The organism is Streptomyces sp. SID12501 (assembly GCF_010550245.1).
Classification (GTDB): domain Bacteria; phylum Actinomycetota; class Actinomycetes; order Streptomycetales; family Streptomycetaceae; genus Streptomyces.
Map to the genome: position 1 here is coordinate 25,143 of NZ_JAAGLU010000051.1, position 24,309 is coordinate 49,451.

A 24,309-nucleotide genomic window follows, 5' to 3' on the forward strand; every position below is an offset into this window, starting at 1 on the left:
AGCACAGCATGAGCTCAGCGCACGACCCGGCCCCGCGCGGCGGCCCGAGATTCCGCGCCCTCACCCCGCGTGACCTGGACGGCCTGCTCCAGCGCGTCGGCTCCTTCTCGCCTGCCGACCGGCTGGCGCTGCGTGCGGTCGCGACGGTGCTGCCCTTCCGTACGAACTCCTACGTCGTCGACGAGTTGATCGACTGGTCGGCCGTACCCGACGGCGACCCGATCTTCCGGCTCACCTTCCCGCAGACGGGAATGCTCCCCGCGCCCGACGTGCGGGAGATCGCGGACCTGCTGGCGACCGCCGCCCCGGCCCGCGAACTCCAGCGCGCGGCCCATGAGATCCGGATGCGCCTCAACCCGCATCCCTCCGGCCAGTTGGACGCCAACGTGCCCGTGCACGAGGGCGTCCGGTTGCCCGGCCTCCAGCACAAGTACCCCGAGACGGTGCTGATCTTCCCGCGTCAGGGCCAGACCTGCCACGCCTACTGCACGTACTGCTTCCGCTGGCCCCAGTTCGTCGGCGAGTCCGAACTCCGCATCGCCACCGACGACATCGCCACCACCACGGCCTACCTCCGCGCCCACCCCGAGGTCAGCGGCGCGCTCATCACCGGCGGCGACCCGCTGGTGATGAGTACGGAGGTACTGAGCCGGTACGTCGACCCGCTGCTGGAGATCGATCACCTCCGCTCGATCCGCGTCGGCACCAAGTCCCTCGCCTTCTGGCCCTACCGCTTCACCACCGACCGGGACGCCGACGACCTGCTACGGCTGTTCGAGAAGGTCGTGGCGAGCGGTCGTCACCTCGCCCTGATGGCCCACTTCACGCATCCGCAGGAACTGCGCCCGGCCGTCGTACGCGAGGCGATGCGGCGGGTGCGCGACACAGGCGCGGTGATCCGCTGCCAGGGGCCGCTGGTGGCCGGGATCAACGACAGCGCCGACGCCTGGGCCGAGTTGTGGGAGGAGACGACGACACTGGGCGCGGTGCCGTACTACCAGTTCGTGGAACGGGACACGGGCCCGCAGGGCTACTTCGGAGTCCCGCTGGTCCGCGCCCACCGGATCTTCCGGGACGCCCACTCCCGGGTCTCCGGCCTCGCCCGTACCGTGCGCGGCCCGGTGATGTCGGCGATGCCCGGCAAGGTGAGCGTGGACGGTGTCGCGGAGGTGGCCGGGGAGAAGGTCTTCGTGCTGCACCTGATCCAGGCGCGCGATCCCGCCCTGGTCGACCGCCCGTTCTTCGCCGCGTACGACGAGGACGCGACCTGGTTCACCGACCTCAAACCGGCGTTCGGGGCGGGGGAGTTCCTGCCCGGGCTGGAGGCGGGGTGAGGCGTGGCGACGCCGTCCGCCGCCCGCAGGTTCCCGGGTCCGACGAGGACCACACGGACGCGTGAACTCCCGTCCAGGTTGTACGTAATAGGACTGATTGACCCGTACCGTGAGATGCGTTTGCATCGAGGTGAGCCCTCGGTACGGGGCCGGGGGAGCAGTGCACAGGGGGAACGGGGAACACATGACCAGCAGAGCCATGCGGTTCGTGCGCGCGACGACCATCGCCGCGCTCGCCGCCGGCACACTCGCACTTCCCGCGACCACGGCGTCGTCGGCGCCCGGGAAGGCGCCGCGACCGGGCGTCACCGAGCGGGTCACCGTGTCGGCCGCGGGCGTGCAGTCCGACGGCGACTCGGGCGGGCCGACTCTCAGCGCCGACGGCCGCTTCGCCGCGTTCGCCACCTACGGCACCACCATCGTGCCGGGCGACACCAACGGGGACGTGGACGCGTTCGTGCGCGACCTCCGCACCGGAAAGGTGACCCGCGTCAGCGTCGCCTCGAACGGCACCCAGTCCGAGGGCGGCGACACGCAGGGCGCGACCATCAGCGGCAACGGCCGGTACGTTGTCCTCACCTCCGACGCGACGAACCTCGTCGACTGGGGCGGAAAGCCGCCGACCGGCTACTCCCACACGGACGTGTACGTCCACGACCGCCGCACCGGCCGCACCGAACGGGTGAGCACGACACCCGACGGCGGGACCGCCAACGCGTACGGCAGCGTCGGGATCTCCGACGACGGCCGGTACGTCGCCTTCAACGCACCGATCGCCCGGATGGAAGGCGGGACGAGCTACTACCTCGCCGCGTACGTCACGGACCGCCGCACCGGCAAGGTCACGCGGATCAGCCACGACCACCCGGAGTGGACGGTCTACAGCACCGGAATCAGCGGCAACGGCCGCTACGTCGAGTACGTCATCCGCCACCCGCGCGGCGGGCGGAGCGAGTTGATGGTCTTCGACCGCCGGACCGGCAAGGAGGAGCAGGCCAACGTCGACAACGCCGGCGCACCGTCGCAGGCCGACGCCGGCCTCGTCGGCGGGTCGCTCTCGGACGACGGCCGGTACATCGCCTTCAGCTCCCTCACCGACCTGGTGGGCGACCCGACTCCGAACGGCTTCCACCTCTTCGTACGGGACCTGCGCAAGGACGTCACCCGCCGCGTCCACCACGAGGGCCCGGGGGAGCGGAACCTGAGCGGCAACGTCCTCAGCGGCGACGGCCGGTACCTGGCGTACAACTTCCCGGTGCGGACGCCGGGCGGCGACTACGTCGACAACGTCTATCTGCACGACCTGCGCACCGGAGCCACCCGGCTCGTCAGCAGGACGATCACGGGAGGCATCGCGACGGAGCCGGAGGGCTACAGCGCGCCCTCGGCGCTCAGTCGCGACGGGAGGATCGTGGGCTTCCTGTCGTCCGCGACCGACATCGTGCGGGGCGACACCAACGGTCACTCCGACGGGTTCGTGCGCCGTATGCGCTGAGCACCCGGGGTTCGCATACTGAGACACCTGTGAGCGCGGGGGCAGTGCTGTGCAAGACTGCCTCCGTGCTCTCGTTCGCCACGATTATTGGCAGCAGGCGCGCCGGTCCGCAGTGACCGCCTCGTACTACCAGGTACGGGCGGCCATCGTCGTCTTCGACCCGCGCGCAGACCTCTCGCACCCGCGAGGGGTTTTTCGCTTTTCTGGCCCACCTTCAGCCGGAGAGCGAGTGCGAGGGATCATTGGGGGACGGTGGAGCCGGTCATTCCGGTACAGACCGAGATCGACATCCTCAGGAGCCTTGAGATCATGACGGAACCCAGCGAACCCAGCGAACTCGACGACTCGTTCCACGTCTTCGACACCACCCTGCGCGACGGCGCCCAGCGCGAGGGCATCAACCTCACCGTCGCCGACAAGCTGGCGATCGCACGGCACCTGGACGACTTCGGCGTTGGCTTCATCGAGGGCGGCTGGCCGGGCGCCAACCCGCGCGACACCGAGTTCTTCGCCCGCGCCCAGCAGGAGATCGACTTCAAGCACGCCCAGCTGGTGGCCTTCGGCGCCACCCGCCGGGCCGGTGGCAAGGCGAGCGAGGACCCGCAGGTCAAGGCCCTCCTCGACTCCGGTGCGCCGGTCGTCACCCTGGTCGCCAAGTCCCACGACCGGCACGTCGAGCTGGCGCTGCGCACGACCCTCGACGAGAACCTGGAGATGGTCCGCGACACCGTCGCCCACCTGCGCGCCCAGGGCCGCCGTGTCTTCGTCGACTGCGAGCACTTCTTCGACGGCTACCGCGCGAACCCCGAGTACGCGAAGGCCGTCGTCCGGGCGGCGTCCGAGGCCGGCGCCGATGTCGTCATCCTCTGCGACACCAACGGCGGCATGCTGCCGGCCCAGGTCCAGGCGGTCGTCGCCACGGTCCTCGCCGACACCGGCGCCCGTCTCGGTATGCACGCCCAGGACGACACGGGCTGCGCGGTCGCCAACACCCTCGCCGCCGTCGACGCGGGCGCGACCCACGTCCAGTGCACGGCGAACGGCTACGGCGAGCGCGTCGGCAACGCCAACCTGTTCCCGGTGGTGGCGGCCCTGGAGCTGAAGTACGGCAAGAAGGTCCTGCCCGACGGCGCGCTGCGCGAGATGACCCGCATCTCCCACGCCATCGCCGAGGTCGTCAACCTGACGCCGTCCACGCATCAGCCGTACGTGGGAGTCTCGGCCTTCGCCCACAAGGCGGGCCTGCACGCCTCGGCCATCAAGGTCGACCCCGACCTCTACCAGCACATCGACCCCGAGCAGGTCGGCAACACCATGCGGATGCTGGTCTCCGACATGGCGGGCCGCGCGTCGATCGAGCTCAAGGGCAAGGAACTCGGCGTCGACCTCGGCGACGACCGCGAGCTGGTCGGGCGGGTCGTGGCGCGAGTCAAGGAGCGCGAGCTGCAGGGCTACACGTTCGAGGCGGCCGACGCGTCCTTCGAGCTGCTGCTGCGCGCGGAGGCCGAGGGCAGGGCCCGCGTGTACTTCGAGGTCGAGTCCTGGCGTGCGATCGTCGAGAACCGCCCCGACGGCAGCCACGCCAACGAGGCCACGGTCAAGATCTTCGCGAAGGGCGAGCGGATCGTCGCGACGGCGGAGGGCAACGGCCCGGTCAACGCCCTCGACCGCGCGCTGAAGGTGGCCCTGGAGAAGATCTACCCGGCGCTCGCCAAGCTGGAGCTGGTGGACTACAAGGTCCGCATCCTGGAGGGCAAGCACGGTACGCAGTCCACGACCCGCGTCCTGATCTCCACCACGGACGGCAAGGGCGAGTGGTCGACGGTCGGCGTCGCCGACAACGTGATCGCCGCGTCCTGGGAGGCCCTGGCGGACGCCTACACGTACGGGCTGCTGCGGGCGGGCGTGGAGCCCGCCGAGTAGAGGACCGGTTTCGGGCAGAGTGGCGCGAGGCGGTTTCGCACCTTGACGGCTCAAAGGGGCACTTGTTGACTCGCGGCGTGTTCCCAGCCGTGAGTACACGCGAGGTGTTCAAGTGGACTCAAGGACTCAAGGACTGATTTCACCCCGAGAGCCGAGGGAAGGTCCATGCGACGAACCGCCCTGCTCGTCTGCGCCACTTTGCTGACCGGGCTGCTGCCCCTGGCCGCCGCGGGCACGGCGGCCGGGGCGGACGACCCCGCCCCCGTCCCGGTGGACCGCTTCGAGGGCGAGGTCCCCTTCGCCTCCCCGCCCGCCGGATCCATCTTCACCTGGGGCGGCGACAGCGACGACCCACCCCAACTCGCCCTCACCGAAAGGGCGGACGCCCCCGAGGGCGCCAAGGTCCTCACCGGCACCTACGACATCAGCGGCTACGGCGGCTTCACCCATGACTTCGCCTTCGCCGAGCCCGCCCACGACTGGTCGGCGAGCAAGGGCGTCCGCTTCTGGTGGGAGGGCCGGAACAACGGCAGGAAGGTCAGCTTCGAGCTGAAGGACGGCGGCGCCAACGGCGAGGCCTCCGAACTCTGGACGACCTCCTTCACCGACGACTTCACCGGCTGGAAGCGGATCGAGATCCCCTTCACCGACTTCGTGTACCGCACGGACTACCAGCCGGTCGGCAGTATCGACCAGATCCTCGGCCTCACCGAGACCTGGGGGTACGCCCTCACGCTCCCCGTCGGGATCAGCGACCGGTTCGCCATGGACGGCGTCGAGTTGTACGGCAAGGCGGACCAGTCGCTGCGCGCGTCCGTCACCACCGACGCCGCCGTGTACCCGGTGAAGGAGGGCGGCCCGGCGAAGGTCGGCGTCACCCTCGGCACGACCGGTTCCGCCCCGCTCACCGACCCCGTGACCGTCACCTACGAGACGACGACCGGCGGTACGGCATCGGACGGCGCCGACTACACCCCCGTCCGGGGCGAGTTCACCTTCCCCGCGGGCACCGCCTCCGGCACCTCCCGCACGATCCAGGTCCCCACCCGCAAGGACAGGGCGGCGGAGTCCGCGGAGACGATCCCCCTCAAGCTCACGGTCACCGGAGCCAGGGCCCCGGCCGAGACCCCGCAGATCGTCATCGACGCGCACGGACTCCCGTATCTGAACGGCAAGTTGCCGGTGAAGCAGCGGGTCGCCGACCTCGTCTCCCGGATGTCCCTCGCGGAGAAGGTCGGCCAGATGACCCAGGCCGAGCGCGGCGCGGTCGCGGCGACGCCCGGTGACATCGCCTCCTACGACCTCGGCTCACTGCTCTCCGGCGGCGGTTCGACGCCCACGCCCAACACCCCGGCGGCCTGGGCGAAGATGGTCGACGGCTTCCAACTCCGGGCGCAGGCAACGCGATTCCAGATCCCGTTGATCTACGGGGTGGACGCGGTGCACGGCCACAACAACCTCACCGGCGCCACGATCCTGCCGCACAACATCGGCATCGGGGCTGCCCGAGACCCCCAACTCGCTTACGGAGCAGGGAAGGTGACGGCGGCCGAGGTCCGGGCCACGGGCATCTCCTGGGACTTCGCACCCTGTCTCTGCGTGGCCCGTGACGAACGCTGGGGGCGGACCTACGAGTCGTTCGGTGAGGACCCGGCGCTCGTCGAGTCGATGGAGACGGTGATCCAGGGCCTCCAAGGGCGCGCGAACGGGACGGAGTTGAAGAGGAACGACAAGGTCCTCGCCACCGCCAAGCACTTCGTGGGCGACGGAGGCACGACATACGGCTCCTCCACCACCGGCTCGTACACCCTCGACCAGGGCGTCACCGAGGTCACCCGGCAGCAGCTGGAGGCGGTCCACCTGGCCCCCTACCAGGACGCCGTCGACCGGGGAGTCGGCTCGGTCATGCCGTCCTACTCCTCCCTCGACATCGCGGGGGACGGACAGGGCCCGGTGAAGATGCACGCCCGCGCCGACATGATCAACGGCGTGCTGAAGGGCCGTATGGGCTTCGACGGCTTCGTCATCAGCGACTGGCAGGCCATCGACCAGATCCCCGGCGACTACGCCTCCGACGTCCGTACGTCCGTCAACGCGGGCCTCGACATGATCATGGTCCCGTACGCCTACAAGGACTTCCGCACCGCGCTCGTAGCCGAGACGACCGCCGGCCGGATCACCGGGAAGCGGATCGATGACGCGGTCTCCCGCATCCTCACCCAGAAGTTCAAGCTCGGCCTGTTCGAGCACCCGTACGCCGACACGAGCGGCGCGGCCGACATCGGCTCGGCCGAACACCGTTCGGTGGCACGGCAGTTGGCGGCGAAGTCGCAGGTGCTGCTGAAGAACGCCGACAGTGTGCTGCCCCTCGGCAAGTCCCAGAAGGTGTACGTCGCCGGGTCCAACGCCGACGACATCGGCAACCAGACCGGCGGCTGGACCGTCACCTGGCAGGGCTCCTCCGGCGACATCACCGAGGGCACGACCGTCCTTGCGGGCATGCGGAAGGCCGGCGGCGACCTCACCTACTCCAAGGACGCCTCCGCCCCGACAGCCGGTTACGACGTGGGTGTGGTGGTCGTCGGCGAGACCCCGTACGCCGAGGGCGTCGGAGACGTCGGCAACGGCAACGACCTGGCGCTGAGCGACGCCGACAAGGCGGCGGTCGACAGGGTGTGCGCGGCGATGAGGTGCGCGGTACTGGTGGTCGCCGGGCGCCCCCAGCTCATCGGCGACCGGCTCGGTGACATCGACGCCCTGGTCGCCTCCTGGCTGCCGGGCACCGAGGGTGACGGCGTCGCCGACGTGCTCTACGGCAGGCGCGCGTTCACCGGTCAACTCCCGCTGACCTGGCCGAAGTCGGAGGCCCAGCTGCCGATCAACGTGGGTGACGCGACGTACGATCCGCAGTTCCCGTACGGCTGGGGTCTGACGACGGGGACCAAGATCCCGGAGGGCGGCGAAAAGACCCTGAAGGCGCTGACGGCCGCGGCGGCCGTGGCTGAACGGGTGCACGACGGGAAGGCGGGACGCGCCCTCGTCACCAGGGCACGGTTGATCGTGCAGCAGAAGATCGGGCAGGCCATCACGTCGGCCGCCGCCAAGCCCTTCGCGGACGCCGACCATCTGCTGCTGACCGGGCGGTACGGCGCGGCCGTGGAGAAGCTGAGGGCCGCGTACCGGGCGGCCTGAGTGGTCCGGGAGCGATGCTGGTGAGGGCAAACCCTCACGGGCACGGGGGTACGGGGTACGGGCACGGGCCCGGCGCTGGATGCGCCGGGCCCCTGCCCGTCGTACGGAGGGTGCTGCGGAGACACGTCAGAGAGTTGACGCCGCCGAGGCGATGGCCGAGGCGAAGGTCGAGACCTCGGAGTAGACGCCGGGGGCGTTGGCGCGGGCGCAGCCGTCGCCCCAGCTGACGATGCCGACCTGGACGAACGCACCGGCGTTGTCCTTGCGGAACATCGGGCCGCCGGAGTCGCCCTGGCAGGTGTCGACGCCGCCCGACGCGAAGCCGGCGCAGATCTCGTCGCCGGCGACGAGCCCGCTGTAGCTGCCGCCGTACGCCTTACAGGTGGCGTCGCTGATGAACGGCACCGTGGCCTTGAGCATGTAGCGCTGCTGAGCGCCGCCCTCACGGGCCGCACCCCAGCCCGCGACGGTGAAGTCACCGGTGTTGTACTGCGTGGTGGTGGCGATCTTCAGCGTCGGCAGGTTGATCGGCGTGGCGAGCTTGATGAGAGCCCAGTCCTTGCCGGTGCCGGTGTAGCCGGGAGCCTGGAGCACCCGGGTGGACTTGACCTGGACCCGGCCGGTGGTGGACTGGAGGTCCACGACACCGGCGGTGGCCGTGATGCTCGTGTTGGCGCCCGAGCCGCTCACACAGTGCGCGGCGGTGAGCACGATCTGCTGCGTGTACAGCGCGCCGCCACAGCCCATGGAGAGCCGGACCATGAACGGGAACTCGCCCTGCGCCGCACGGGTTCCGCCGACGACGGGCGCCGGAGCGGCCTGCGCGGAGGTGAGGGGCTGCAGGCTGATGATCGCGAGCGCGGCGGCGCCGGCGGCCGCGGCTCTCTTGAACGCGGTGATGAGCTTCTTCAACGTGATGCCTTCCGTGGGGGGTTGGACATACGCAGAAATGTCAGGCCCATGCCAAATCAACAGAAAGAACTCGTGCTTTTGCTGGCATGAGCTGGTCAAAATCTGTTGAAGGATTATGAGAACGCTGTGAGTGCGTCCACAAGGGGCGAATTCAGGCCGCCCCTAACAAGCCGCAGGGTCGGATCGGGGTCGAAAGCCGGTGCCCGGTGCCCGGTGTCCGGTGTTATTCGGCGGCGTCGGGCAGCCGCAGCCACTCCGCCCAGGACAGTTCACGCCCGATGTACCGAGGCTTCACGAAGGGCCAGTCGTCGGCGATCCACTGCGGTACGAGAGCGTCCAGGGCCTGCTCCACCGCGCCCCCCACGGCGCTGTCCACGACCCACCAGGAGATCTCGGCGTCGGCGCCGGCCTTCTCGGGCGGATCGATGTAGACACACCCGAGTTCGACGGTCTCGTCGTCGTTGAGCAGCACGTAGTTGAAGGACTCGTGAGCGTCGGCCTCGGCGGCGTGCCGCTCCAGATCGGCGAGATTCGCCTCGTACGTGATGGTGTCGGCGGGCCACCCCCAGGCCTCCCCGAAGATGCTCCACAGCCGCTCGCGCGAGCCCATGACCGTCGGGTGGTCGAGGTCGGCGTCGGCCCCGCGAATCGGCCGCAGGTGAAACCCGCCGGGCACGTCGACGTGCAGCGGGTGGGCGAAATCAGGGGGGAGCCAGGTCATGGACGGAGGCTAACTCGCGGGCGGGGGCCCCGCATCGGGTTATTCACACCGGGTTGTTCTGGGGGAAGCGGGCCACCGGCGGCCGTACCGTTCCCCGGCGGCGTGCCACCAGCCGGGCGGTGAGACGCCGTTGCCGCGTACGCCTTGCCCGCGACTTCACCCGCGAGACCCTCACCGACTGGGGCACCCCCGAGCGCACTGACGACGTGCTGCTCTGCGTGAGCGAACTGACCATGAACGCCCTCCTGCACGGCGTACCGCCGGGCCGTGGCTTCCTCCTCCAACTGGCCCTGGCCACCGACCGGGTACTGCGCGTCGAGGTCCACGACAGTGGTCCGGGCGAGATCCGCACGCCGGACCCCGGTCCGGAGGCCGAGGAGGGGCGGGGGCTGCTCATCGTGGCGCGGCTGGCGGACAGGTGGGGGGTGGGGGAGCGGGGGCCCGGGAAGGTGGTGTGGTGCGAGTTCGGATTGTGGCGTGACTCACCAGGTGCCGGTTCGTTAAGGGAAACGTACTTCCGGGAAACGTAGTTCCTTAAGTGACCTCGCTGGAGGCCCGCCATGCCCCGCCCGACCCGTGAACTGCCCAAACCCGCCGACATGTTCGACCGCGACTGGGAGTGGAGCGAACTGACGGCCTTCGCGTCCGACACCGGCCCGGAAGCCACCCTGGCCGTCGTCTCCGGGCGTCGCCGCCAGGGCAAGTCCTTTCTCCTCGACTCGCTCGCCCGTGCTGCCGGTGGCTTCTACTTCTGCGCGTACGAGGCGACGGAGGCCGAGTCGCTCCGTCGGTTCGGCGAGGAGCTGGGCCAGCACACCGGAACCGTCGCCCCCATGCGCTTCGACCGCTGGGAACAGGCGATCGACGCTCTCCTCGCCCTGGGCAGGGAACACCCCCTCCCCGTTGTCATCGACGAGTTCCCGTACCTGGCCCGGGCCACTCCCGCCCTCCCCTCCATCATTCAAGTCGCCTACGGACCACGCCGACCGGAGCGACTGAACTCCCGTACCCGCCTGCTCCTCTGCGGCAGCTCGCTCTCGTTCATGGGCAAGCTGCTCAGCGGCACGTCACCCCTGCGCGGCCGAGCCGGGCTCGAACTGGTCGTCCATCCCCTCGACTTCAGGCAGGCAGCCGCCTTTTGGGGCATCGAAGACCACCGCCTCGCGCTCCTCGTGCACAGCGTTGTCGGCGGAACTCCCGCCTACCGAAGGGAGTTCGTACGCGACGACGTTCCCGTCGACCTGGCCGACTTCGACGCCTGGGTCTGCCGTACGGCGCTGTCCCCGCGCTCCCCGCTCTACCGCGAGGCCCGCTATCTCCTCGCCGACGAGTCGGATCTGCGGGACCGGGCCCTCTACCACTCCGTCCTCGCCGCACTCGCCTCAGGGAACGCGACGGCAGGCCGGATCGCCGGTTGCCTGGAGCGCCCCATCAGCGACATCACGCATCCCCTGACAGTTCTCCAGGGCTGCGGACTCGTACGGAAGGAGGCGGACGCGTTCCGAGGCAACCGCAGCGTCTACCGGGTGGGCGAGCCGCTCATCACCTTCGATCACGCCGTCTCCCGGCCGAAGCTCGCCCTCCTGGACCGGGGGATGGCCGAGTACGTCTGGGAGACCGCCCGGCCGCGTTTTCTCTCCGCAGTCGTCGGCCCGCACTTCGAACAGATCTGCCGTGAGTGGGTGGCCCACTTCGCGGCGCCGGACACCTTCGGCGGCATGCCGATCGACGTCTCGTACGGGACGGTTCCTGACCGGACGGCCCGTACGAGCCATGAGATCGACGTGGTCGTACGCGGCGCGGTGGGGCAGGACAACGGCGTACTCCTCTCCCTGGGAGAGGCCAAGTGGGACCAGGTGATGGGGATGGGGCACCTTGAGCGCCTGCGGCAGGCCGAACGGCTGCTGGCGGAACGCGGAGTCGACACGACCGCCGTGCGGCTCGCCTGCTACAGCGGGGCCGGATTCACCGGCGATCTGCGGGCTGCCGAGGGGCGGGGAGAGGTGCTTCTGGTGGATCTGGCGCGGTTGTACAGCGGGGAATGACCCCGCGAAAGGGCGACGCGGCCAGGGTTGCGACCTGCTGGTCCATCTCACAGAACACCCCGTCGGCCCCGGGCCGACGGTTAGGATCACGCGTGAGGTGCGGGGACTTCGGAGAGGGCGCCTGTGGGTGGGATGGTGGGTCTTGGACGCCGGGAGATCCTCGGGCTCGGAGCGGCGGTGACGCTGCTCGCGGCGTGTACGGCATGCACGGGAACCAAGAAGGGCGAAGAGGCGGACGCGGACGGCGCCAAGGTCCGCACCGATCTGGAGCCCCTTGAGCGCAGGTTCGCCGGACTCGGCCCGCTGTCGGGTGCGCACTGGCTGGGCATCGGACTGGGCGCCGATACGCGGGGGTCGGTTCCGGGTCCCACCGATGTGCGTGTCGTCGGGACCGCCCAGCTGAAAGCGGGTGCGGTCGCCGCCATCACCGGGGTGTCGCTGCAGAGCTTTCAGCCGGAGACGCCGCCCCGACTCCCGGAGGAAATCGCCGAGTTCGTGCCCGAAGGCGCACGGTGGGTTCGGAGTGACGCCTTCGACCGCGGCATGACGGCCGGGACCTACACCGGCGGGTTCTACCTCGACCCAGGCACGGACACGGTCTACTTCGACACCACCAATCCAAGTGTTCCCGCCGACGGCTAAGGGCCTCCTCCGACCGCTGACACGGGACCCGGCCATCTAGGACAGATTCCGTCCTATTCCCTGCCTACTGTGTCCCCATGACCACCCCCGACAAAGCAGCCCACGAACTCGACGCGCCCGATGCGCCCGACGTACTCGGCGGCCTGCCGGTCGAGTCCTTCGCCGACGCGCCCGCCCTCGACGCCTGGCTGACCGCGCACCAGCCTCCGGACACCCTCGGCCTCTGGGTGAAGGTCGCGAAGAAGGGCTCGGGTCTGGCCTCCGTCACAGCCGGCGAGGTCAACGACATGGCCCTCTGTCACGGGTGGATCACCGGGCAGCGCAAGAGCCTCGACACCGCACACTTCCTGCAGAAGATCACCCCGCGTCGGCGGGGCAGCGTGTGGTCGATGGTCAATGTGCGGAGGGTGCCGGAGCTCGCGGCGGCCGGGCTGATGCGGCCCGGCGGCTTCGCGGAGGTCGACTCGGCCAAGGCGGACGGGCGTTGGGAGGCGGCGTACGAGTCGCAACGCAACGCCTCCGTCCCGGACGACCTCGTCGCCGCGCTGGAGCGTGACCCTCGCGCCAAGGCGGCCTTCGAGGCGCTCGGCAGGACGGACCAGTACCAGGTCGTACTGCCGCTGCTCAAGGCCCGTACGCCGGACGTCCGGACCGCGCGCATCGCGGCGGCCGTCGCCGCACTGGCGGAAGTGGCGTCAAGTCCGCGAGCGTGAAAGGGAGTTGGGGAGGAAGTCGGGGCGGGAGTCGTGGCGTCGACACACGTCCGCCCGCCTGGTCGGGGAACGACCGGCGGGCGGTTCGTCTCCGCTCCGTGCCGGCGTCGCGGCATCCGGAGCGGCACGCTTCGTGTCACGCGTTCCTGATGGCCGAGATGTCGAAGTTCAGCTTGATCTTGTCCGACACGAGTACCCCGCCGGTCTCCAGCGCCGCGTTCCACTTCAGGCCCCAGTCCGAGCGCAGGATCTCCGCCTTGCCCTCGAAGCCCACGCGCTCGTTGCCGAACGGGTCCTTCGCCGCGCCGTTGAACTCCAGGTCGATGGAGATCGGCTTGGTGGTGCCGAGGATCTCCAGGTCGCCGGTGATGCGGTAGTCGGCGCCGCCCAGGGACTCCGCCTTGGTGGAGCGGAACGTCATCGTCGGGAACTCGTCGGTGCGGAAGAAGTCCGCGCTCTTCAGGTGACCGTCACGGTCGGCGGAGCCCGTCTCGATGCTGTTCATCGTGATGTCGAGGGAAGCCGTCGAGTTGGCGGGGTCGGTGCCGTCGAGGTGCAGGGTGCCCTCGAACTCCTGGAAGCTGCCCTTGACGTTCGTCACCATGGCGTGCCGGGCGACGAAACCGATGGTCGTGTGGGACGGGTCGATCGTGTAGTCGCCGGTCAGCGCGGCGAGTTCGGGGGCCACCGCGGTTGCCACGGACGAGGTGGCGGCGTCGCTGTCGGCGGTGGTCTTGCGGCCGAAGATGCTCATGACGGGACTCCTTGGGGACGGGTTATTGAATCTTTAATCAGTCCAACGAGATGAACCGTAGCCCTATTCCGTTCAATGTTCAACATTATCCGCAGGGTGTTCACGACGTTACTTCGAGTGGCGTAGTCCCGCTCGGTGAGCTCCGGAGGGCCGTTACGCTGCTCGCGCCCGACTCGGCGTTCGCTCGATGGCTTTGTGGAATCCCTACAACGCGCATGCCCTCTGAGCAGTCGGGTCGCCTGCATGCCGAGGTCGTTCTGTTCAGGGGTACCAGGAAAACGTGCCGGAGACTGTACGGAGTCGACGGCCCGGTTTTGCGGCTCGGCTTCGTATGGTCGCTACATGACCGTTTTGGATGAGGCGCAGGGTGAGTCCACGGGCGAGCCGACGGGGGAGCCGACGGACGCACGCGGGCGCGTGGCCGAGCTGCACCAGATCCGTGCGCAGGCTCTGGCCGGGCCCAGCGAGAAGGCCACCGAGGCACAGCACGCCAAGGGCAAGCTGACCGCCCGGGAGCGCATCGACCTGCTCCTCGATCCGGACTCCTTCAACGAGGTCGAGCAGCTGCGCCGGCACCGGGCGACCGGCTTCGGCCTGGAGGCCAAGAAGCCGTTCACCGACGGTGTCATCACCGGCTGGGGCACGGTGGAGGGCCGTACGGTCTTCGTGTACGCCCATGACTTCCGTATCTTCGGCGGCGCGCTGGGCGAGGCCCACGCCACGAAGATCCACAAAATCATGGACATGGCCATCGCGGCCGGGGCCCCGCTGGTGTCGCTCAACGACGGCGCCGGCGCCCGTATCCAGGAGGGCGTCTCGGCCCTGGCCGGGTACGGCGGCATCTTCCAGCGCAACACCAAGGCCTCCGGCGTCATCCCGCAGATCAGCGTGATGCTCGGCCCGTGCGCGGGTGGCGCGGCCTACTCGCCCGCTCTCACCGACTTCGTCTTCATGGTCCGCGAGACCTCGCAGATGTTCATCACCGGCCCGGACGTCGTCAAGGCGGTCACCGGCGAGGAGATCACCCAGAACGGCCTCGGCGGCGCCGACGTCCACGCCGAGACCAGCGGCGTGGCGCACTTCGCGTACGACGACGAGGAGACCTGCATCGCCGAGGTCCGCTACCTCCTCGCGATGCTCCCGCAGAACAACCGTGAGAACCCGCCGCGCGTCGATTCCGAGGACCCCGCCGACCGGCGCGGCGACATCCTGCTGGACCTCGTCCCGGCCGACGGCAACCGGCCGTACGACATGACCAAGGTCATCGAGGAGCTCGTCGACGACGGCGACTACCTCGAGATCCACGAGCGTTGGGCCCGCAACATCATCTGCGCGCTCGGCCGGCTCGGCGGCCAGGTCGTCGGCATCGTCGCCAACCAGCCGCAGAGCCTCGCCGGGGTCCTGGACATCGAGGCATCGGAAAAAGCTGCACGTTTTGTCCAGATGTGTGACGCTTTTAACATCCCGATCGTCACGCTGCTGGATGTCCCCGGCTTCCTGCCGGGCGTCGACCAGGAGCACGGCGGAATCATCCGGCACGGCGCGAAGCTGCTCTACGCCTACTGCAACGCGACCGTTCCGAGGATCTCGCTGATCCTGCGCAAGGCGTACGGAGGCGCGTACATCGTCATGGACAGCCAGTCCATCGGCGCCGACCTCACCTACGCCTGGCCGACGAACGAGATCGCCGTGATGGGCGCCGAAGGTGCCGCCAACGTCATCTTCCGCCGCCAGATCGCGGATGCAGAGGACTCCGAGGCGATGAGGGCTCGGATGGTCAAGGAGTACAAGTCCGAGCTGATGCACCCCTACTACGCCGCCGAGCGCGGTCTGGTCGACGACGTCATCGACCCGGCCGAGACCCGCTCGGTGCTCATCAGGTCGCTGGCGATGCTGCAGACCAAGCACGCCGACCTGCCCTCGCGAAAGCACGGCAACCCCCCTCAGTGATCCCCGCCCGGTAACCCGGCGGATCCTTCGCGGTACATCCGCGGAAACCTCTCTCACGGAGACTGTGACCTATGAGTACCTCTGACATTCGCGTCGAGAAGGGCCACGCCGAGCCCGAGGAGGTCGCCGCCATCACGGCGATCCTGCTGGCCCGTGCGGCAGCGGCACCGACGGCGGCCCCGGCCCACCGCGGACGCCCGAAGGCCGGCTGGCGCCGCCTGGAGCGCGAGGGCGGCTTCCGCGCCCCGCACAGCTGGCACTAGCCCTACAGCACGACAAGAAAGAAGGGCCCCTCTCAAGAGAGAGGGGCCCTTCTGCGTGCCTGGGGGCGCGGGAAGCGCGAACGGCCACCGAATCTGCCCGCAGACGGCCTACGACCGTCAGAGGCAGCCCAGTGGCCGCACAAGCACCTGCCTACCGCAGACGAGCCATCAGCGCGTGCTCCACAAGCGTGATCAGCGCCGACTTCGCGTCCGCACGGTGACGCGCGTCGGTCGTGATGATCGGCGTGTCCGGCCCGATCTGCAGAGCCTCCCGCACCTCGTCCGGGTTGTACGGCTGACTGCCGTCGAACCCGTTCAGCGCGATCACGAACGGCAGGCCGCTGTTCTCGAAGTAGTCGACCGCCGGGAAGCAGTCCGCGAGGCGCCGAGTGTCCACAAGGACGATCGCGCCGATCGCGCCACGCACCAGGTCGTCCCACATGAACCAGAAGCGGTCCTGGCCGGGCGTACCGAAGAGGTACAGGATCAGGTCCTGGTCCAGGGTGATACGGCCGAAGTCCATGGCGACGGTCGTCGTCGTCTTGTCCCCGGTGTGCGTCAGGTCGTCGATGCCCGCGGACGCGGACGTCATGACGGCCTCGGTACGCAGCGGATTGATCTCCGAGACGGCCCCGACGAACGTGGTCTTGCCCACGCCGAAGCCGCCCGCTACCACGATTTTCGCGGACGTGGTGGAGCGGGAAGGCCCTCCGCTAGAGCTTGCGAAGTCCACTGAGCACCCTTTCGAGCAAAGTCACGGCTGGCTGCCCGCCGGCGCTCTCGTCGCCGCCGGGCTGATGAATGGCGACCAGGCCTGCCTCCGCCAAGTCGGCGACGAGGATCCTGGCCACGCCGAGGGGGATGGTCAGCAACGCCGAGATCTCGGCCACCGACTTGATCTCTCGGCAGAGGTTGCAGATGCGCTGATGCTCGGGCAACTGGCCCTGCATCTGGTGCGGCTGCGCAGTGGTGTGCACCAGCGCCTCGATGGCGAGCTGGTAACGCGGGCGCGTCCGGCCGCCGGTCATGGCGTAAGGACGCACCAGGGGACTACTCGCGCCCCCGGCGGGCGACGGCTCCGGATAACGGCGCTGCGGCTTCACGGGCTGGATGCGCGGCGCCGGCGGCTGGTCGTACGGCGACGGCCCGGGACCCTGCGGGTTCTGGGGCGCGTACGGCTGCTGCCGACGGTGGCTCGGTGCGGAGGGGAAGTTGTACCGGTTCTGGTCACCCTGGTCCTGACCCTGGCCAGGGCCGTACGACCAATTGCCCGAGGGCGAACCGCCTGGGGGTGTTGCCACTTTCTTCTCCTCCTCCGACTGCGCCGGGCACCGCATCACTGTGGCGCCGCGTCCGAAACCTACCGCCCCGGGACGCCAAAACGCACCGTCTGACTGTTAGTTGAGAATGCTCCCTTGGAGCTCCGCACGCAGATCGGGTGTCAGGACCGTGCCGGCACGGTCGACCAGAAGTGCCATCTCGTACCCGATGAGACCGATATCGGCCTCGGGGTGAGCGAGCACAGCGAGGGAGGAACCGTCGGAAACGGACATGAGGAAGAGGAACCCCCGCTCCATCTCCACCACTGTCTGGTTCACACTCCCGCCCTCGAAAATACGCGAGGCACCCGCGGTGAGGGAGGTCAGACCGGAGGCGACAGCGGCGAGCTGGTCCGCACGGTCTCGCGGAAAGCCTTCGGACATCGCCAGAAGGAGTCCGTCGGCGGAGACCACCACTGTGTGCGACACCCCGGGGGTGTTGTCCACGAAGTTGGTGATCAACCAGTTCAGGTTCTGCGCCGCCTGGCTCATCGGACTCACACTAACGCTCCTGGTTGTAGGTGCTGTCAGGCCCACCGTGATGGTTCCTGGTGGCCTGGCCGTTCGTCTCACTGCCTGCCGTGCGTCCCCGTTGGACGCCCCGGCGCAGGTTGCTCAACCTGCCCCGGATGTCCTCGGGAGCGCGCGAGACCGACGGGCCGCCCTGGAGAGTCGCTTCCGCGGCACCCTCGATCAGGTTGGCCTTCGGTACCCGGCGCGGCAGGCCTGAGGAGGTCACTCCGCCCGCCTTGGGCTTGCGGAGCTGTGCGGCCTGCTGCCAGCGCTCGTCGTTGGCCGAGCGCCAGTCGTCGGGACCCGTTCCGTTCCCGTTCGCGGTGCCGTTCTGCTCCGCGGGGACGGAAACGGGGGCCGGTGCTTCCTGGCCCACGTGCTGCCGGGAGACGCCGTTTCCAGTGCCGTTGCTGGTGCCGCTCGTGGTGGATCCACGCCGGGGGAGCCCGGCATCGGTGAGCGCATGGGCGGCGGAGGGCGCCGGTCCCGGACGCTCGAAGCCTACGTGATTTCGCTCACTCACGTCAGCGGCCTGCGCGGATTCCGTTTCCGGAGCGTACTCGGAGCTGTGCCCGTTCTGGTAACCGTCCGGCTGCGGCCAGTCGTCCTGGTACCGCCGCTCCTCGAAGGCCGAGAAGCTCTCCGGGGCGGAGGCGTGGGCCGGGGCGGGCTCTTCCTGGACGGGCTCCGCGTACGCGGGCTCCGGGTAGCCGCCGTTCGTCGACGGGTACTCGCTGCCGGTCGACGTGAAGTCGTCCGTCCGCTGGAAGCCGTTGCTCCCGTTTCCGTTCCCGTTCCCGTTGAAGTACGGCTGCTCCTCGTACGACGGCTGCTGCCGCTCCTCGTACGCGGTCTGCTGGTCGTAGCCCGCGAAGGGCTCCTCCAGGGCCGACGGCCGGCCGTTCGGCGCGCTGAAGTCATCGCCGTACGCGGGGACCTCGTTGGCCTCCTGTGGGCCCGACTCGGGGTGCGCCTGGGCCTCGAGCTGCGCCCTGCGCTCCTCACGCATCAGGGAGCGGCCCACCGGGTCCAGCTCGCGGATGTCGTCGGGGACCTCGGTGTAGCGGCTGTCGTCGAAGCCGAGCTCGGCCGCCGTACGCATCGGCTGCATCTGGGCGCTCTGGAAGTTCTCGCCGACGTACTGCTGTTGCTGCTGCTCGGGGATGATCTGCGAGACGGTGAACTCGTCGCGCTGCATCTGCTGCTCGCCACCGCCACCGTGGGTGATGGCGTCCGGGAGCATGACCAGCGAGGTCGTACCGGCCTGCTCGCCCGAGGGGCGGAGCTGGACGCGGATGCCGTGCCGGTCGGACAGGCGGCCGACCACGAACAGGCCCATGCGCTGGGAGATCGCGGCGTCCACGGTCGGCGGGTTGGCCAGCTTGTGGTTGATGTCCGCGAAGTCCTCGGCCGTGAGGCCGATGCCCTTGTCGTGGATCTCGACCATGATGCGGCCGTCGGGGAGACGGGTCGCGGTGACGCGGACCTTGGTCTGCGGGGAGGAGAACGTGGTGGCGTTCTCCAGCAGCTCGGCGAGCAGGTGCACGAGGTCGGTGACCGCGCGGCCGTGGATCTCGGCCTCCGGTACGCCCGACAGCTCGACGCGCTCGTACTGCTCCACCTCGGAGGAGGCGGCGCGCAGGACGTCGACCAGCGGGACCGGCTGGTCCCAGCGGCGGCCCGGCTCCTCGCCGGCGAGGACGAGGAGGTTCTCGCCGTTGCGGCGCATACGGGTCGCGAGGTGGTCCAGGCGGAAGAGGTTCTCCAACTGGTCCGGGTCGGCCTCGTTGTTCTCCAGGTCGGTGATCAGGGTCAGCTGGCCCTCGATCAGGGACTGGTTGCGGCGCGACAGGTTGGTGAAGATCGCGTTGATGTTGCCTCGGAGCATGGCCTGCTCGGCGGCCAGCCGGACCGCCTCGCGGTGGACCTGGTCGAAGGCGCGGGCGACTTCGCCGATCTCGTCCGTGGTGTTGATGGGGATGGCGGCGACACGGGTGTCGACGCGTCCGGGGTCGGTGCGCGAGAGCTGGTCGACCAGCATCGGCAGGCGCTGCTCGGCGATACCGAAGGCGGCGTTGCGCAGCTGGCGCATCGCGCGGCTCATCTGGCGGGCCACCATGCCGGCCAGGATGAACGCGGCGAGCAGGGCGACCACGACGGCCGCTCCCACGATGAACGCGTCGCGCTTGGCGTCGTCGGAGATGGTCGCCGCCTCGTCCACCGCGCTCTGCGAGAGGTTCGTCTCCAGCTTCAGGTACATGTTGTATTTGAGCGTGTTGACCGCCCACCAGTTCTGCGGCGTGATCCCGCTCGCCGCGAGGTTGGCGCGGTCACTGGCGTCGGTCGAGGACAGCGCGGCGAGGCCGGCGATCATCTTGCTGGGGTCGGAGGGCGGCGCGACATACGTCTCGCCCTTGGCCGCGGCGGCCTGGGTGGCCTGCGCGGCCATCTCCTTGCCCTGGGCGGTGACCTGTGCGCTGGCGTCCTGAAGCTTCTTGGCGTCCGCTTCGGTACCGCCGCCGATGTACTCGGCGATGGCGATCCGCTCCAGGTACGCGTACGAGGAGAGGGCGATGCGCTGGCCCTGGAAGCTGGCCGGGTCGGGGCCGGGCTTGATCAGCAGGTGCATGCCGATGGCACGCTCCAGCGACAGCGCGGCCTTGGTGAGCGAGAGGGCGTAGACGACACGGCCGTAGGAGGTCGAGTACGTCTTGTTGCCCGTGCCCAGTCCCAGCTCGTTGGAGAACTCGCTCAGGGTGTGCGTGAGGGCGGTGTAGCTCTCCTCGGACTGCACACCGGTGAGCTTCGAGGTGTAGGCAGCGGCCCGGATCGCTTGCAGCTGGGGCTCGACCTCGCGGAACAGCTCCAGGCGGCGCTCCAGGCTCGCCCGCTGCGGGATGTTCTGCGCGGCGGCGTCGAAGGCGTCGGCGGCCTTGTCGGTGACCGCGCGGGCCTTGACGACCGTCTCGTCGTCCTCGCCCTTGCCCTGGAGCAGGGGGGCCGCGGTGATGTCGCGCTCCTGGTAGAGGGCGTCGCTGTAAACCAGGGCGGCCTGAACGATGCGCGCGGTCTTCTCGGCGTCCTCGGCCTGCTGCCAGGTGTCGATCGAACTCTTCACCTGGAAGCCGCCCATGATCAGGCCGACGACCACGGGTATGAGCAGGATCGCGTTCAGCCTGGTCGGCACGCGCCAGTTGCGCGGAGAGAAACGGCTGCCGCTCGGGGGGAGTGGCGCCATCGGCTCCGAGCCGGGCACAGGGCCGGACGTCACTCCGCGCGGCGGCGGGGTGAAGTTGCCCCGCGCCGACGGCTCGGGACCGTTCTTGCTTCGCCTCACTCGACCAACAACCTCTCGGCGGAAGGCACCAACGTTGTGCCGCAGTCTTTCAGAGCCGGTAAGTCAAAGCCCCTCCGTGGAGGTACGTCTTTGACTATTAGGCAGTTCAGGCATTCCAGCACGTGAGCCTTCGCTCTTCCAAACGTCGGAATGCGAAGATCCATAACGATGTAAGCCCCAGATAAAACGGTCATAAAGAACGAGCCCCGTCAAAAGACGGGGCCTATGTGAGCGCAGCGAGACCAGGCGACCGCGACGCGTGGCCATACCACCAGATATCTCTGTCGAAACGTTATGAACACCAGGGCCGACCGTGTCAAAGGCCACAGTCGGCTCCGGTGTATCTACGACAACTGCCGTAGGGCATGGTTGTTCCGGCTACCGCAGGCGTGCCATGAGCGCGTGCTCGACCAGCGTGATCAGCGCACTCTTCGCATCCGAGCGGTGCCTGGCGTCCGTCGTGATGATCGGAGCGTCCGGCCCGATCTGCAGAGCCTCACGCACCTCTTCGGGGTTGTACGGCTGGTGCCCGTCGAAGCCGTTGAGGGCGATGACGAAGGGCAGGCCGCTGTTCTCGAAGTAGTCGACCGCGGGAAAACAGTCCGCGAGCCGACGGGTGTCGACCAGGACCACGGCACCGATCGCGCCGCGCACCAGGTCGTCCCACATGAACCAGAAACGGTCCTGACCCGGCGTACCGAAGAGGTACAGGATCAGGTCCTGGTCCAGGGTGATACGGCCGAAGTCCATGGCCACCGTGGTGGTGGTCTTGTCCCCGGTGTGGGTGAGGTCGTCGATGCCCGCCGAGGCCGATGTCATGACGGCCTCGGTACGCAGCGGGTTGATCTCCGAGACGGCGCCCACGAACGTGGTCTTGCCGACGCCGAACCCGCCCGCGACCACGATCTTCGCGGAGGTGGTCGCCCGGCCCCCGTCAGAGCTTGCGAAGTCCACTGAGCACCCTTTCGAGCAGTGTCACCGCTGGTGCACCGCCGTTGTTCTCGTCGCCGCCCGGCTGGTGGATGGCGACCAGTCCGGCCTCGGCGAGGTCCGCGACGAGGATGCGGGCCACACCGAGGGGCATGGCCAGGAGCGCCGACACCTCGGCCACCGACTTGACCTCACGGCACAGGTGGCAGATGCGCTGGTGCTCAGGCAGCAGACCCATCAGCTGGGCCGGGTCGGCCGTCGTGCTGATCAACGCCTCGATGGCGAGCTGGTAGCGCGGCCGGGTCCGGCCGCCGGTCATGGCGTACGGCCGGACCAACGGCTGGTCGCCCTCGTCCTCGTACGTATGAGCGTACGGATCATGAGAGGCGGTGGGCGGGGTCATGAATCCTCCGGGCGGGACAGCGTCGGTCAGTCGTGCCGTCTGACAGGGCCGGTGGGGGAGATGTGGCGGCCGGACGGTGTTTTGGTGAGGCGGGTGGATCAGAAGCGGTCAGTGGAGCAGACTGCCCTGCAGTTCGGCACGCAGGTCGGGGGTGAGCACTGCGCCCGCCCGGTCGACCAGAAGCGCCATCTCGTAGCCGACAAGGCCGATGTCGCACTCGGGGTGGGACAGGACCGCCAGCGACGATCCGTCCGAGACGGACATGAGGAAGAGGAAGCCCCGCTCCATCTCGACGACCGTCTGGGCCACCGTGCCGCCCTCGAAGATGCGCGAGGCACCCGCGGTGAGCGAGGTGAGCCCGGACGCCACGGCGGCGAGCTGGTCGGCGCGGTCCCGGGGGAACCCCTCCGACATCGCCAGAAGGAGGCCGTCGGCGGACACGACGACGGTGTGGGACACACCGGGGGTGTTGTCCACGAAGTTGGTTATCAACCAGTTGAGGTTCTGTGCCGCCTGGCTCATCTGGCTCAACTATCGCTCCTGCTGGTGAGTGGGGCTGGGGAAGCTGCCCGTCTGGTCGGGGCCGGAACCGGCCTGTCGACCTTGGGCGATGCCCCTACGGAGATTGGTCAGTCGGCCGCGCACGTCATCGGGCGCACGCGAGACCGCCGGACCGCCTTGGTGCTGTTGCTGCTGAGCCGTACCCGGTACGAGGTTCGCACGCGGGACCCGGCGCGGAAGGCCGGAAGTAGTGACGCCACCGGCGGCCGGCTGGCGGACGCCGGCGGCCTGCCGGACCAGCTCGTCGTTCGGCGAGGTGCGCCAGGAGCCGGTCGTCGAGGCCGGCGAGGTCGCCGGACGCGGGGGAGCCGGCACGGAGGACGGCTGCGAGAGCACCGAACCGTTGCCGTTGGTGCTGCTCCCGTTACCGCTGCCGTTGGACGGCGGCTGACCCTGCCCGTGGAACCAGTTGGTCTCCAGGGTGTCGTACAGCGGTGTCCGTCCGTCACCGGGACCGCTCGCCGGCGGCAGTGCCTCCGGCTGCGGCGGGCGCGGCGGGACCGGCGGACGGGAGACGCCGAAGTCGGCGGGACCACGGCCCGCGCCAGGCTGCGGGCGCTCGAACTGGCCGGTGGACGACGGGTCCTGCGGACGGCGGGGCACCGGGCCCCGGCCGTCGAGCCCGGAGGGCGCGGGGAACTGGCCGGTCGAGCCGGAGTCGTACCCGGTCGGCGCGGGGAACTGCCCCGTCGAACCGCTGTCGTACGACGACGGCGTGAACTGCCCGTTGTTCTGCGGGTTCTGGGGGCTCTGCGGTCCGCCGGGCGGGGTACCGAAGACGTCCGAGCGGACGTACGACCCGTTGTTCTGCTGGCCGTTGGTGTCGCCGGAGCCGTTGTAGCCGGGCAGCGGGAACTGGCCGGTGTCCGAAGGACCGCCAGGACGGGGCGCGTTGAAGTCGGGGCGGGCGAACTCGGAGGTGACACCCGGGTTCTGGAGATCGTCGAGGCGGGGAATCCGTGAAGTGGAGTCCGGCTCCTCGTGACCGCGCGGGGTGTCCAGCGAGGCACGCGGCACCGGAGGCTGCGCGTTCTCGTCGCTCCAGCTCGGACGCGACGGCGCGTTGCCACCGGGCAGCTCCGGACGCGTCGCACCGCCACGCGGCGGGAGCTGCGGACGGCGCCCGCCGCCCTGTCCCTCCCCGCGCTGCGGCGGTACGGGGCCACGCGAGCCCCCGAAGCCGTCCTGACGGCCTGCGTTGTTGCCGAAGGCGTCCTGGCCCTGACGGGCGCCGGCGCTGTCACCGAAGCCGCCGGCGGCCTGCAGGCCCTGCGGGGCACCCGGCGCCTGACCGCCGAAGCC

General features: G+C 69.4%; 20 protein-coding genes and 1 pseudogene. 10 read left to right on the plus strand and 11 right to left on the minus strand.

The window, feature by feature from the left end:
* Nucleotides 1-8 precede the first annotated feature (8 nt).
* The 4 genes from G3I71_RS40260 to G3I71_RS40275 all read left to right on the plus strand — a co-directional run bounded on the left by G3I71_RS40260 (nt 9) and on the right by G3I71_RS40275 (nt 7,944).
* Nucleotides 9-1,334: a KamA family radical SAM protein gene (locus G3I71_RS40260; RefSeq protein ID WP_164323035.1), complete on the plus strand. Its 1,326-nt coding sequence runs from the start codon at nt 9-11 to the stop codon at nt 1,332-1,334.
* Nucleotides 1,335-1,518: 184 nt separating this feature from the next.
* On the plus strand, nt 1,519-2,829 hold the full coding sequence (locus tag G3I71_RS40265; RefSeq protein WP_164323037.1) for a PD40 domain-containing protein: 1,311 nt from the start codon (nt 1,519-1,521) through the stop codon (nt 2,827-2,829).
* A gap of 309 nt (nt 2,830-3,138) precedes the next feature.
* Nucleotides 3,139-4,752 (plus strand): citramalate synthase, encoded by a 1,614-nt coding sequence (cimA, locus tag G3I71_RS40270; RefSeq protein ID WP_164323038.1) that lies wholly within the window; start codon nt 3,139-3,141, stop codon nt 4,750-4,752.
* Between the two features lie 165 nt (nt 4,753-4,917).
* Entirely contained in the window at nt 4,918-7,944 is a 3,027-nt protein-coding gene (locus G3I71_RS40275; protein ID WP_164323040.1) for a glycoside hydrolase family 3 N-terminal domain-containing protein, read from the plus strand.
* Nucleotides 7,945-8,070: 126 nt separating this feature from the next.
* Here the strand turns inward: G3I71_RS40275 and G3I71_RS40280 are convergent, their stop codons facing one another.
* Both G3I71_RS40280 and G3I71_RS40285 read right to left on the minus strand, forming a co-directional pair.
* Nucleotides 8,071-8,856: a trypsin-like serine protease gene (locus G3I71_RS40280; protein ID WP_164323042.1), complete on the minus strand. Its 786-nt coding sequence runs from the start codon at nt 8,854-8,856 to the stop codon at nt 8,071-8,073.
* 223 nt (nt 8,857-9,079) lie between these two features.
* On the minus strand, nt 9,080-9,577 hold the full coding sequence (locus tag G3I71_RS40285) for a GNAT family N-acetyltransferase (protein ID WP_164323043.1): 498 nt from the start codon (nt 9,575-9,577) through the stop codon (nt 9,080-9,082).
* A 119-nt stretch (nt 9,578-9,696) separates the two neighbouring features.
* On the opposite strand from G3I71_RS40285, the gene G3I71_RS40290 reads away from it, so the two are divergent.
* From G3I71_RS40290 to G3I71_RS40305, 4 genes are all read left to right on the plus strand, one after another.
* Nucleotides 9,697-10,107 carry an ATP-binding protein gene (locus G3I71_RS40290; protein ID WP_164323045.1) on the plus strand — a complete coding sequence of 137 codons (411 nt, stop codon included), beginning with the start codon at nt 9,697-9,699 and terminating at the stop codon, nt 10,105-10,107.
* A gap of 30 nt (nt 10,108-10,137) precedes the next feature.
* Nucleotides 10,138-11,622: an ATP-binding protein gene (locus tag G3I71_RS40295; RefSeq protein WP_239149640.1), complete on the plus strand. Its 1,485-nt coding sequence runs from the start codon at nt 10,138-10,140 to the stop codon at nt 11,620-11,622.
* 132 nt (nt 11,623-11,754) lie between these two features.
* Nucleotides 11,755-12,264 (plus strand): hypothetical protein, encoded by a 510-nt coding sequence (locus G3I71_RS40300; RefSeq protein ID WP_164323047.1) that lies wholly within the window; start codon nt 11,755-11,757, stop codon nt 12,262-12,264.
* Nucleotides 12,265-12,341: 77 nt separating this feature from the next.
* On the plus strand, nt 12,342-12,977 hold the full coding sequence (locus tag G3I71_RS40305; protein ID WP_164323049.1) for a YdeI family protein: 636 nt from the start codon (nt 12,342-12,344) through the stop codon (nt 12,975-12,977).
* Nucleotides 12,978-13,113: 136 nt separating this feature from the next.
* Here G3I71_RS40305 and G3I71_RS40310 read toward each other — a convergent pair whose 3' ends face one another.
* Nucleotides 13,114-13,731: a YceI family protein gene (locus G3I71_RS40310; protein ID WP_164323051.1), complete on the minus strand. Its 618-nt coding sequence runs from the start codon at nt 13,729-13,731 to the stop codon at nt 13,114-13,116.
* Between the two features lie 342 nt (nt 13,732-14,073).
* Between G3I71_RS40310 and G3I71_RS40315 the strand changes: the two genes are divergently transcribed.
* Together G3I71_RS40315 and G3I71_RS40320 are read left to right on the plus strand one after the other, a co-directional pair.
* Complete coding sequence (locus G3I71_RS40315) at nt 14,074-15,681, plus strand: acyl-CoA carboxylase subunit beta (RefSeq protein ID WP_164323053.1); 1,608 nt, start codon at nt 14,074-14,076, stop codon at nt 15,679-15,681.
* Between the two features lie 71 nt (nt 15,682-15,752).
* Nucleotides 15,753-15,944 (plus strand): acyl-CoA carboxylase epsilon subunit, encoded by a 192-nt coding sequence (locus tag G3I71_RS40320; RefSeq protein WP_164323054.1) that lies wholly within the window; start codon nt 15,753-15,755, stop codon nt 15,942-15,944.
* 151 nt (nt 15,945-16,095) lie between these two features.
* Here G3I71_RS40320 and G3I71_RS40325 read toward each other — a convergent pair whose 3' ends face one another.
* From G3I71_RS40325 to G3I71_RS40360, 8 genes and pseudogenes are all read right to left on the minus strand, one after another.
* The gene (locus G3I71_RS40325) at nt 16,096-16,677 is read right to left on the minus strand and encodes an ATP/GTP-binding protein (protein WP_006375305.1); all 582 of its coding nucleotides are present in this window, start codon (nt 16,675-16,677) and stop codon (nt 16,096-16,098) included.
* The gene (locus tag G3I71_RS40330) at nt 16,658-17,245 is read right to left on the minus strand and encodes a DUF742 domain-containing protein (protein ID WP_164323056.1); all 588 of its coding nucleotides are present in this window, start codon (nt 17,243-17,245) and stop codon (nt 16,658-16,660) included. Before G3I71_RS40330 ends, G3I71_RS40325 begins: the two co-directional genes overlap by 20 nt.
* A gap of 96 nt (nt 17,246-17,341) precedes the next feature.
* On the minus strand, nt 17,342-17,755 hold the full coding sequence (locus G3I71_RS40335; RefSeq protein WP_164323062.1) for a roadblock/LC7 domain-containing protein: 414 nt from the start codon (nt 17,753-17,755) through the stop codon (nt 17,342-17,344).
* A 10-nt stretch (nt 17,756-17,765) separates the two neighbouring features.
* Entirely contained in the window at nt 17,766-21,113 is a 3,348-nt protein-coding gene (locus G3I71_RS40340) for a nitrate- and nitrite sensing domain-containing protein (RefSeq protein ID WP_164323058.1), read from the minus strand.
* Nucleotides 21,114-21,491: 378 nt separating this feature from the next.
* Nucleotides 21,492-22,067 carry an ATP/GTP-binding protein gene (locus G3I71_RS40345; protein ID WP_006375318.1) on the minus strand — a complete coding sequence of 192 codons (576 nt, stop codon included), beginning with the start codon at nt 22,065-22,067 and terminating at the stop codon, nt 21,492-21,494.
* A complete protein-coding gene (locus G3I71_RS40350; protein ID WP_006375303.1) occupies nt 22,048-22,446 on the minus strand; it encodes a DUF742 domain-containing protein in 399 nt (132 codons plus the stop codon). Before G3I71_RS40350 ends, G3I71_RS40345 begins: the two co-directional genes overlap by 20 nt.
* 108 nt (nt 22,447-22,554) lie before the next feature.
* Complete coding sequence (locus G3I71_RS40355) at nt 22,555-22,968, minus strand: roadblock/LC7 domain-containing protein (RefSeq protein WP_010984127.1); 414 nt, start codon at nt 22,966-22,968, stop codon at nt 22,555-22,557.
* A 9-nt stretch (nt 22,969-22,977) separates the two neighbouring features.
* Nucleotides 22,978-24,309, minus strand: a pseudogene (locus tag G3I71_RS40360) (hypothetical protein); the annotation flags it as partial.

Bases quoted from the DNA above. Each gene is read 5' to 3' on its own strand.
- G3I71_RS40260 (WP_164323035.1), top strand. From the start codon at position 9: ATGAGCTCAGCGCACGACCCGGCCCCGCGCGGCGGCCCGAGATTCCGC.
- G3I71_RS40265 (WP_164323037.1), top strand. From the start codon at position 1,519: ATGACCAGCAGAGCCATGCGGTTCGTGCGCGCGACGACCATCGCCGCG.
- cimA (WP_164323038.1), top strand. From the start codon at position 3,139: ATGACGGAACCCAGCGAACCCAGCGAACTCGACGACTCGTTCCACGTC.
- G3I71_RS40275 (WP_164323040.1), top strand. From the start codon at position 4,918: ATGCGACGAACCGCCCTGCTCGTCTGCGCCACTTTGCTGACCGGGCTG.
- G3I71_RS40285 (WP_164323043.1), bottom strand. From the start codon at position 9,577: ATGACCTGGCTCCCCCCTGATTTCGCCCACCCGCTGCACGTCGACGTG.
- G3I71_RS40295 (WP_239149640.1), top strand. From the start codon at position 10,138: ATGCCCCGCCCGACCCGTGAACTGCCCAAACCCGCCGACATGTTCGAC.
- G3I71_RS40300 (WP_164323047.1), top strand. From the start codon at position 11,755: ATGGTGGGTCTTGGACGCCGGGAGATCCTCGGGCTCGGAGCGGCGGTG.
- G3I71_RS40305 (WP_164323049.1), top strand. From the start codon at position 12,342: ATGACCACCCCCGACAAAGCAGCCCACGAACTCGACGCGCCCGATGCG.
- G3I71_RS40310 (WP_164323051.1), bottom strand. From the start codon at position 13,731: ATGAGCATCTTCGGCCGCAAGACCACCGCCGACAGCGACGCCGCCACC.
- G3I71_RS40315 (WP_164323053.1), top strand. From the start codon at position 14,074: ATGACCGTTTTGGATGAGGCGCAGGGTGAGTCCACGGGCGAGCCGACG.
- G3I71_RS40320 (WP_164323054.1), top strand. From the start codon at position 15,753: ATGAGTACCTCTGACATTCGCGTCGAGAAGGGCCACGCCGAGCCCGAG.
- G3I71_RS40335 (WP_164323062.1), bottom strand. From the start codon at position 17,755: ATGAGCCAGGCGGCGCAGAACCTGAACTGGTTGATCACCAACTTCGTG.
- G3I71_RS40350 (WP_006375303.1), bottom strand. From the start codon at position 22,446: ATGACCCCGCCCACCGCCTCTCATGATCCGTACGCTCATACGTACGAG.
- G3I71_RS40355 (WP_010984127.1), bottom strand. From the start codon at position 22,968: ATGAGCCAGGCGGCACAGAACCTCAACTGGTTGATAACCAACTTCGTG.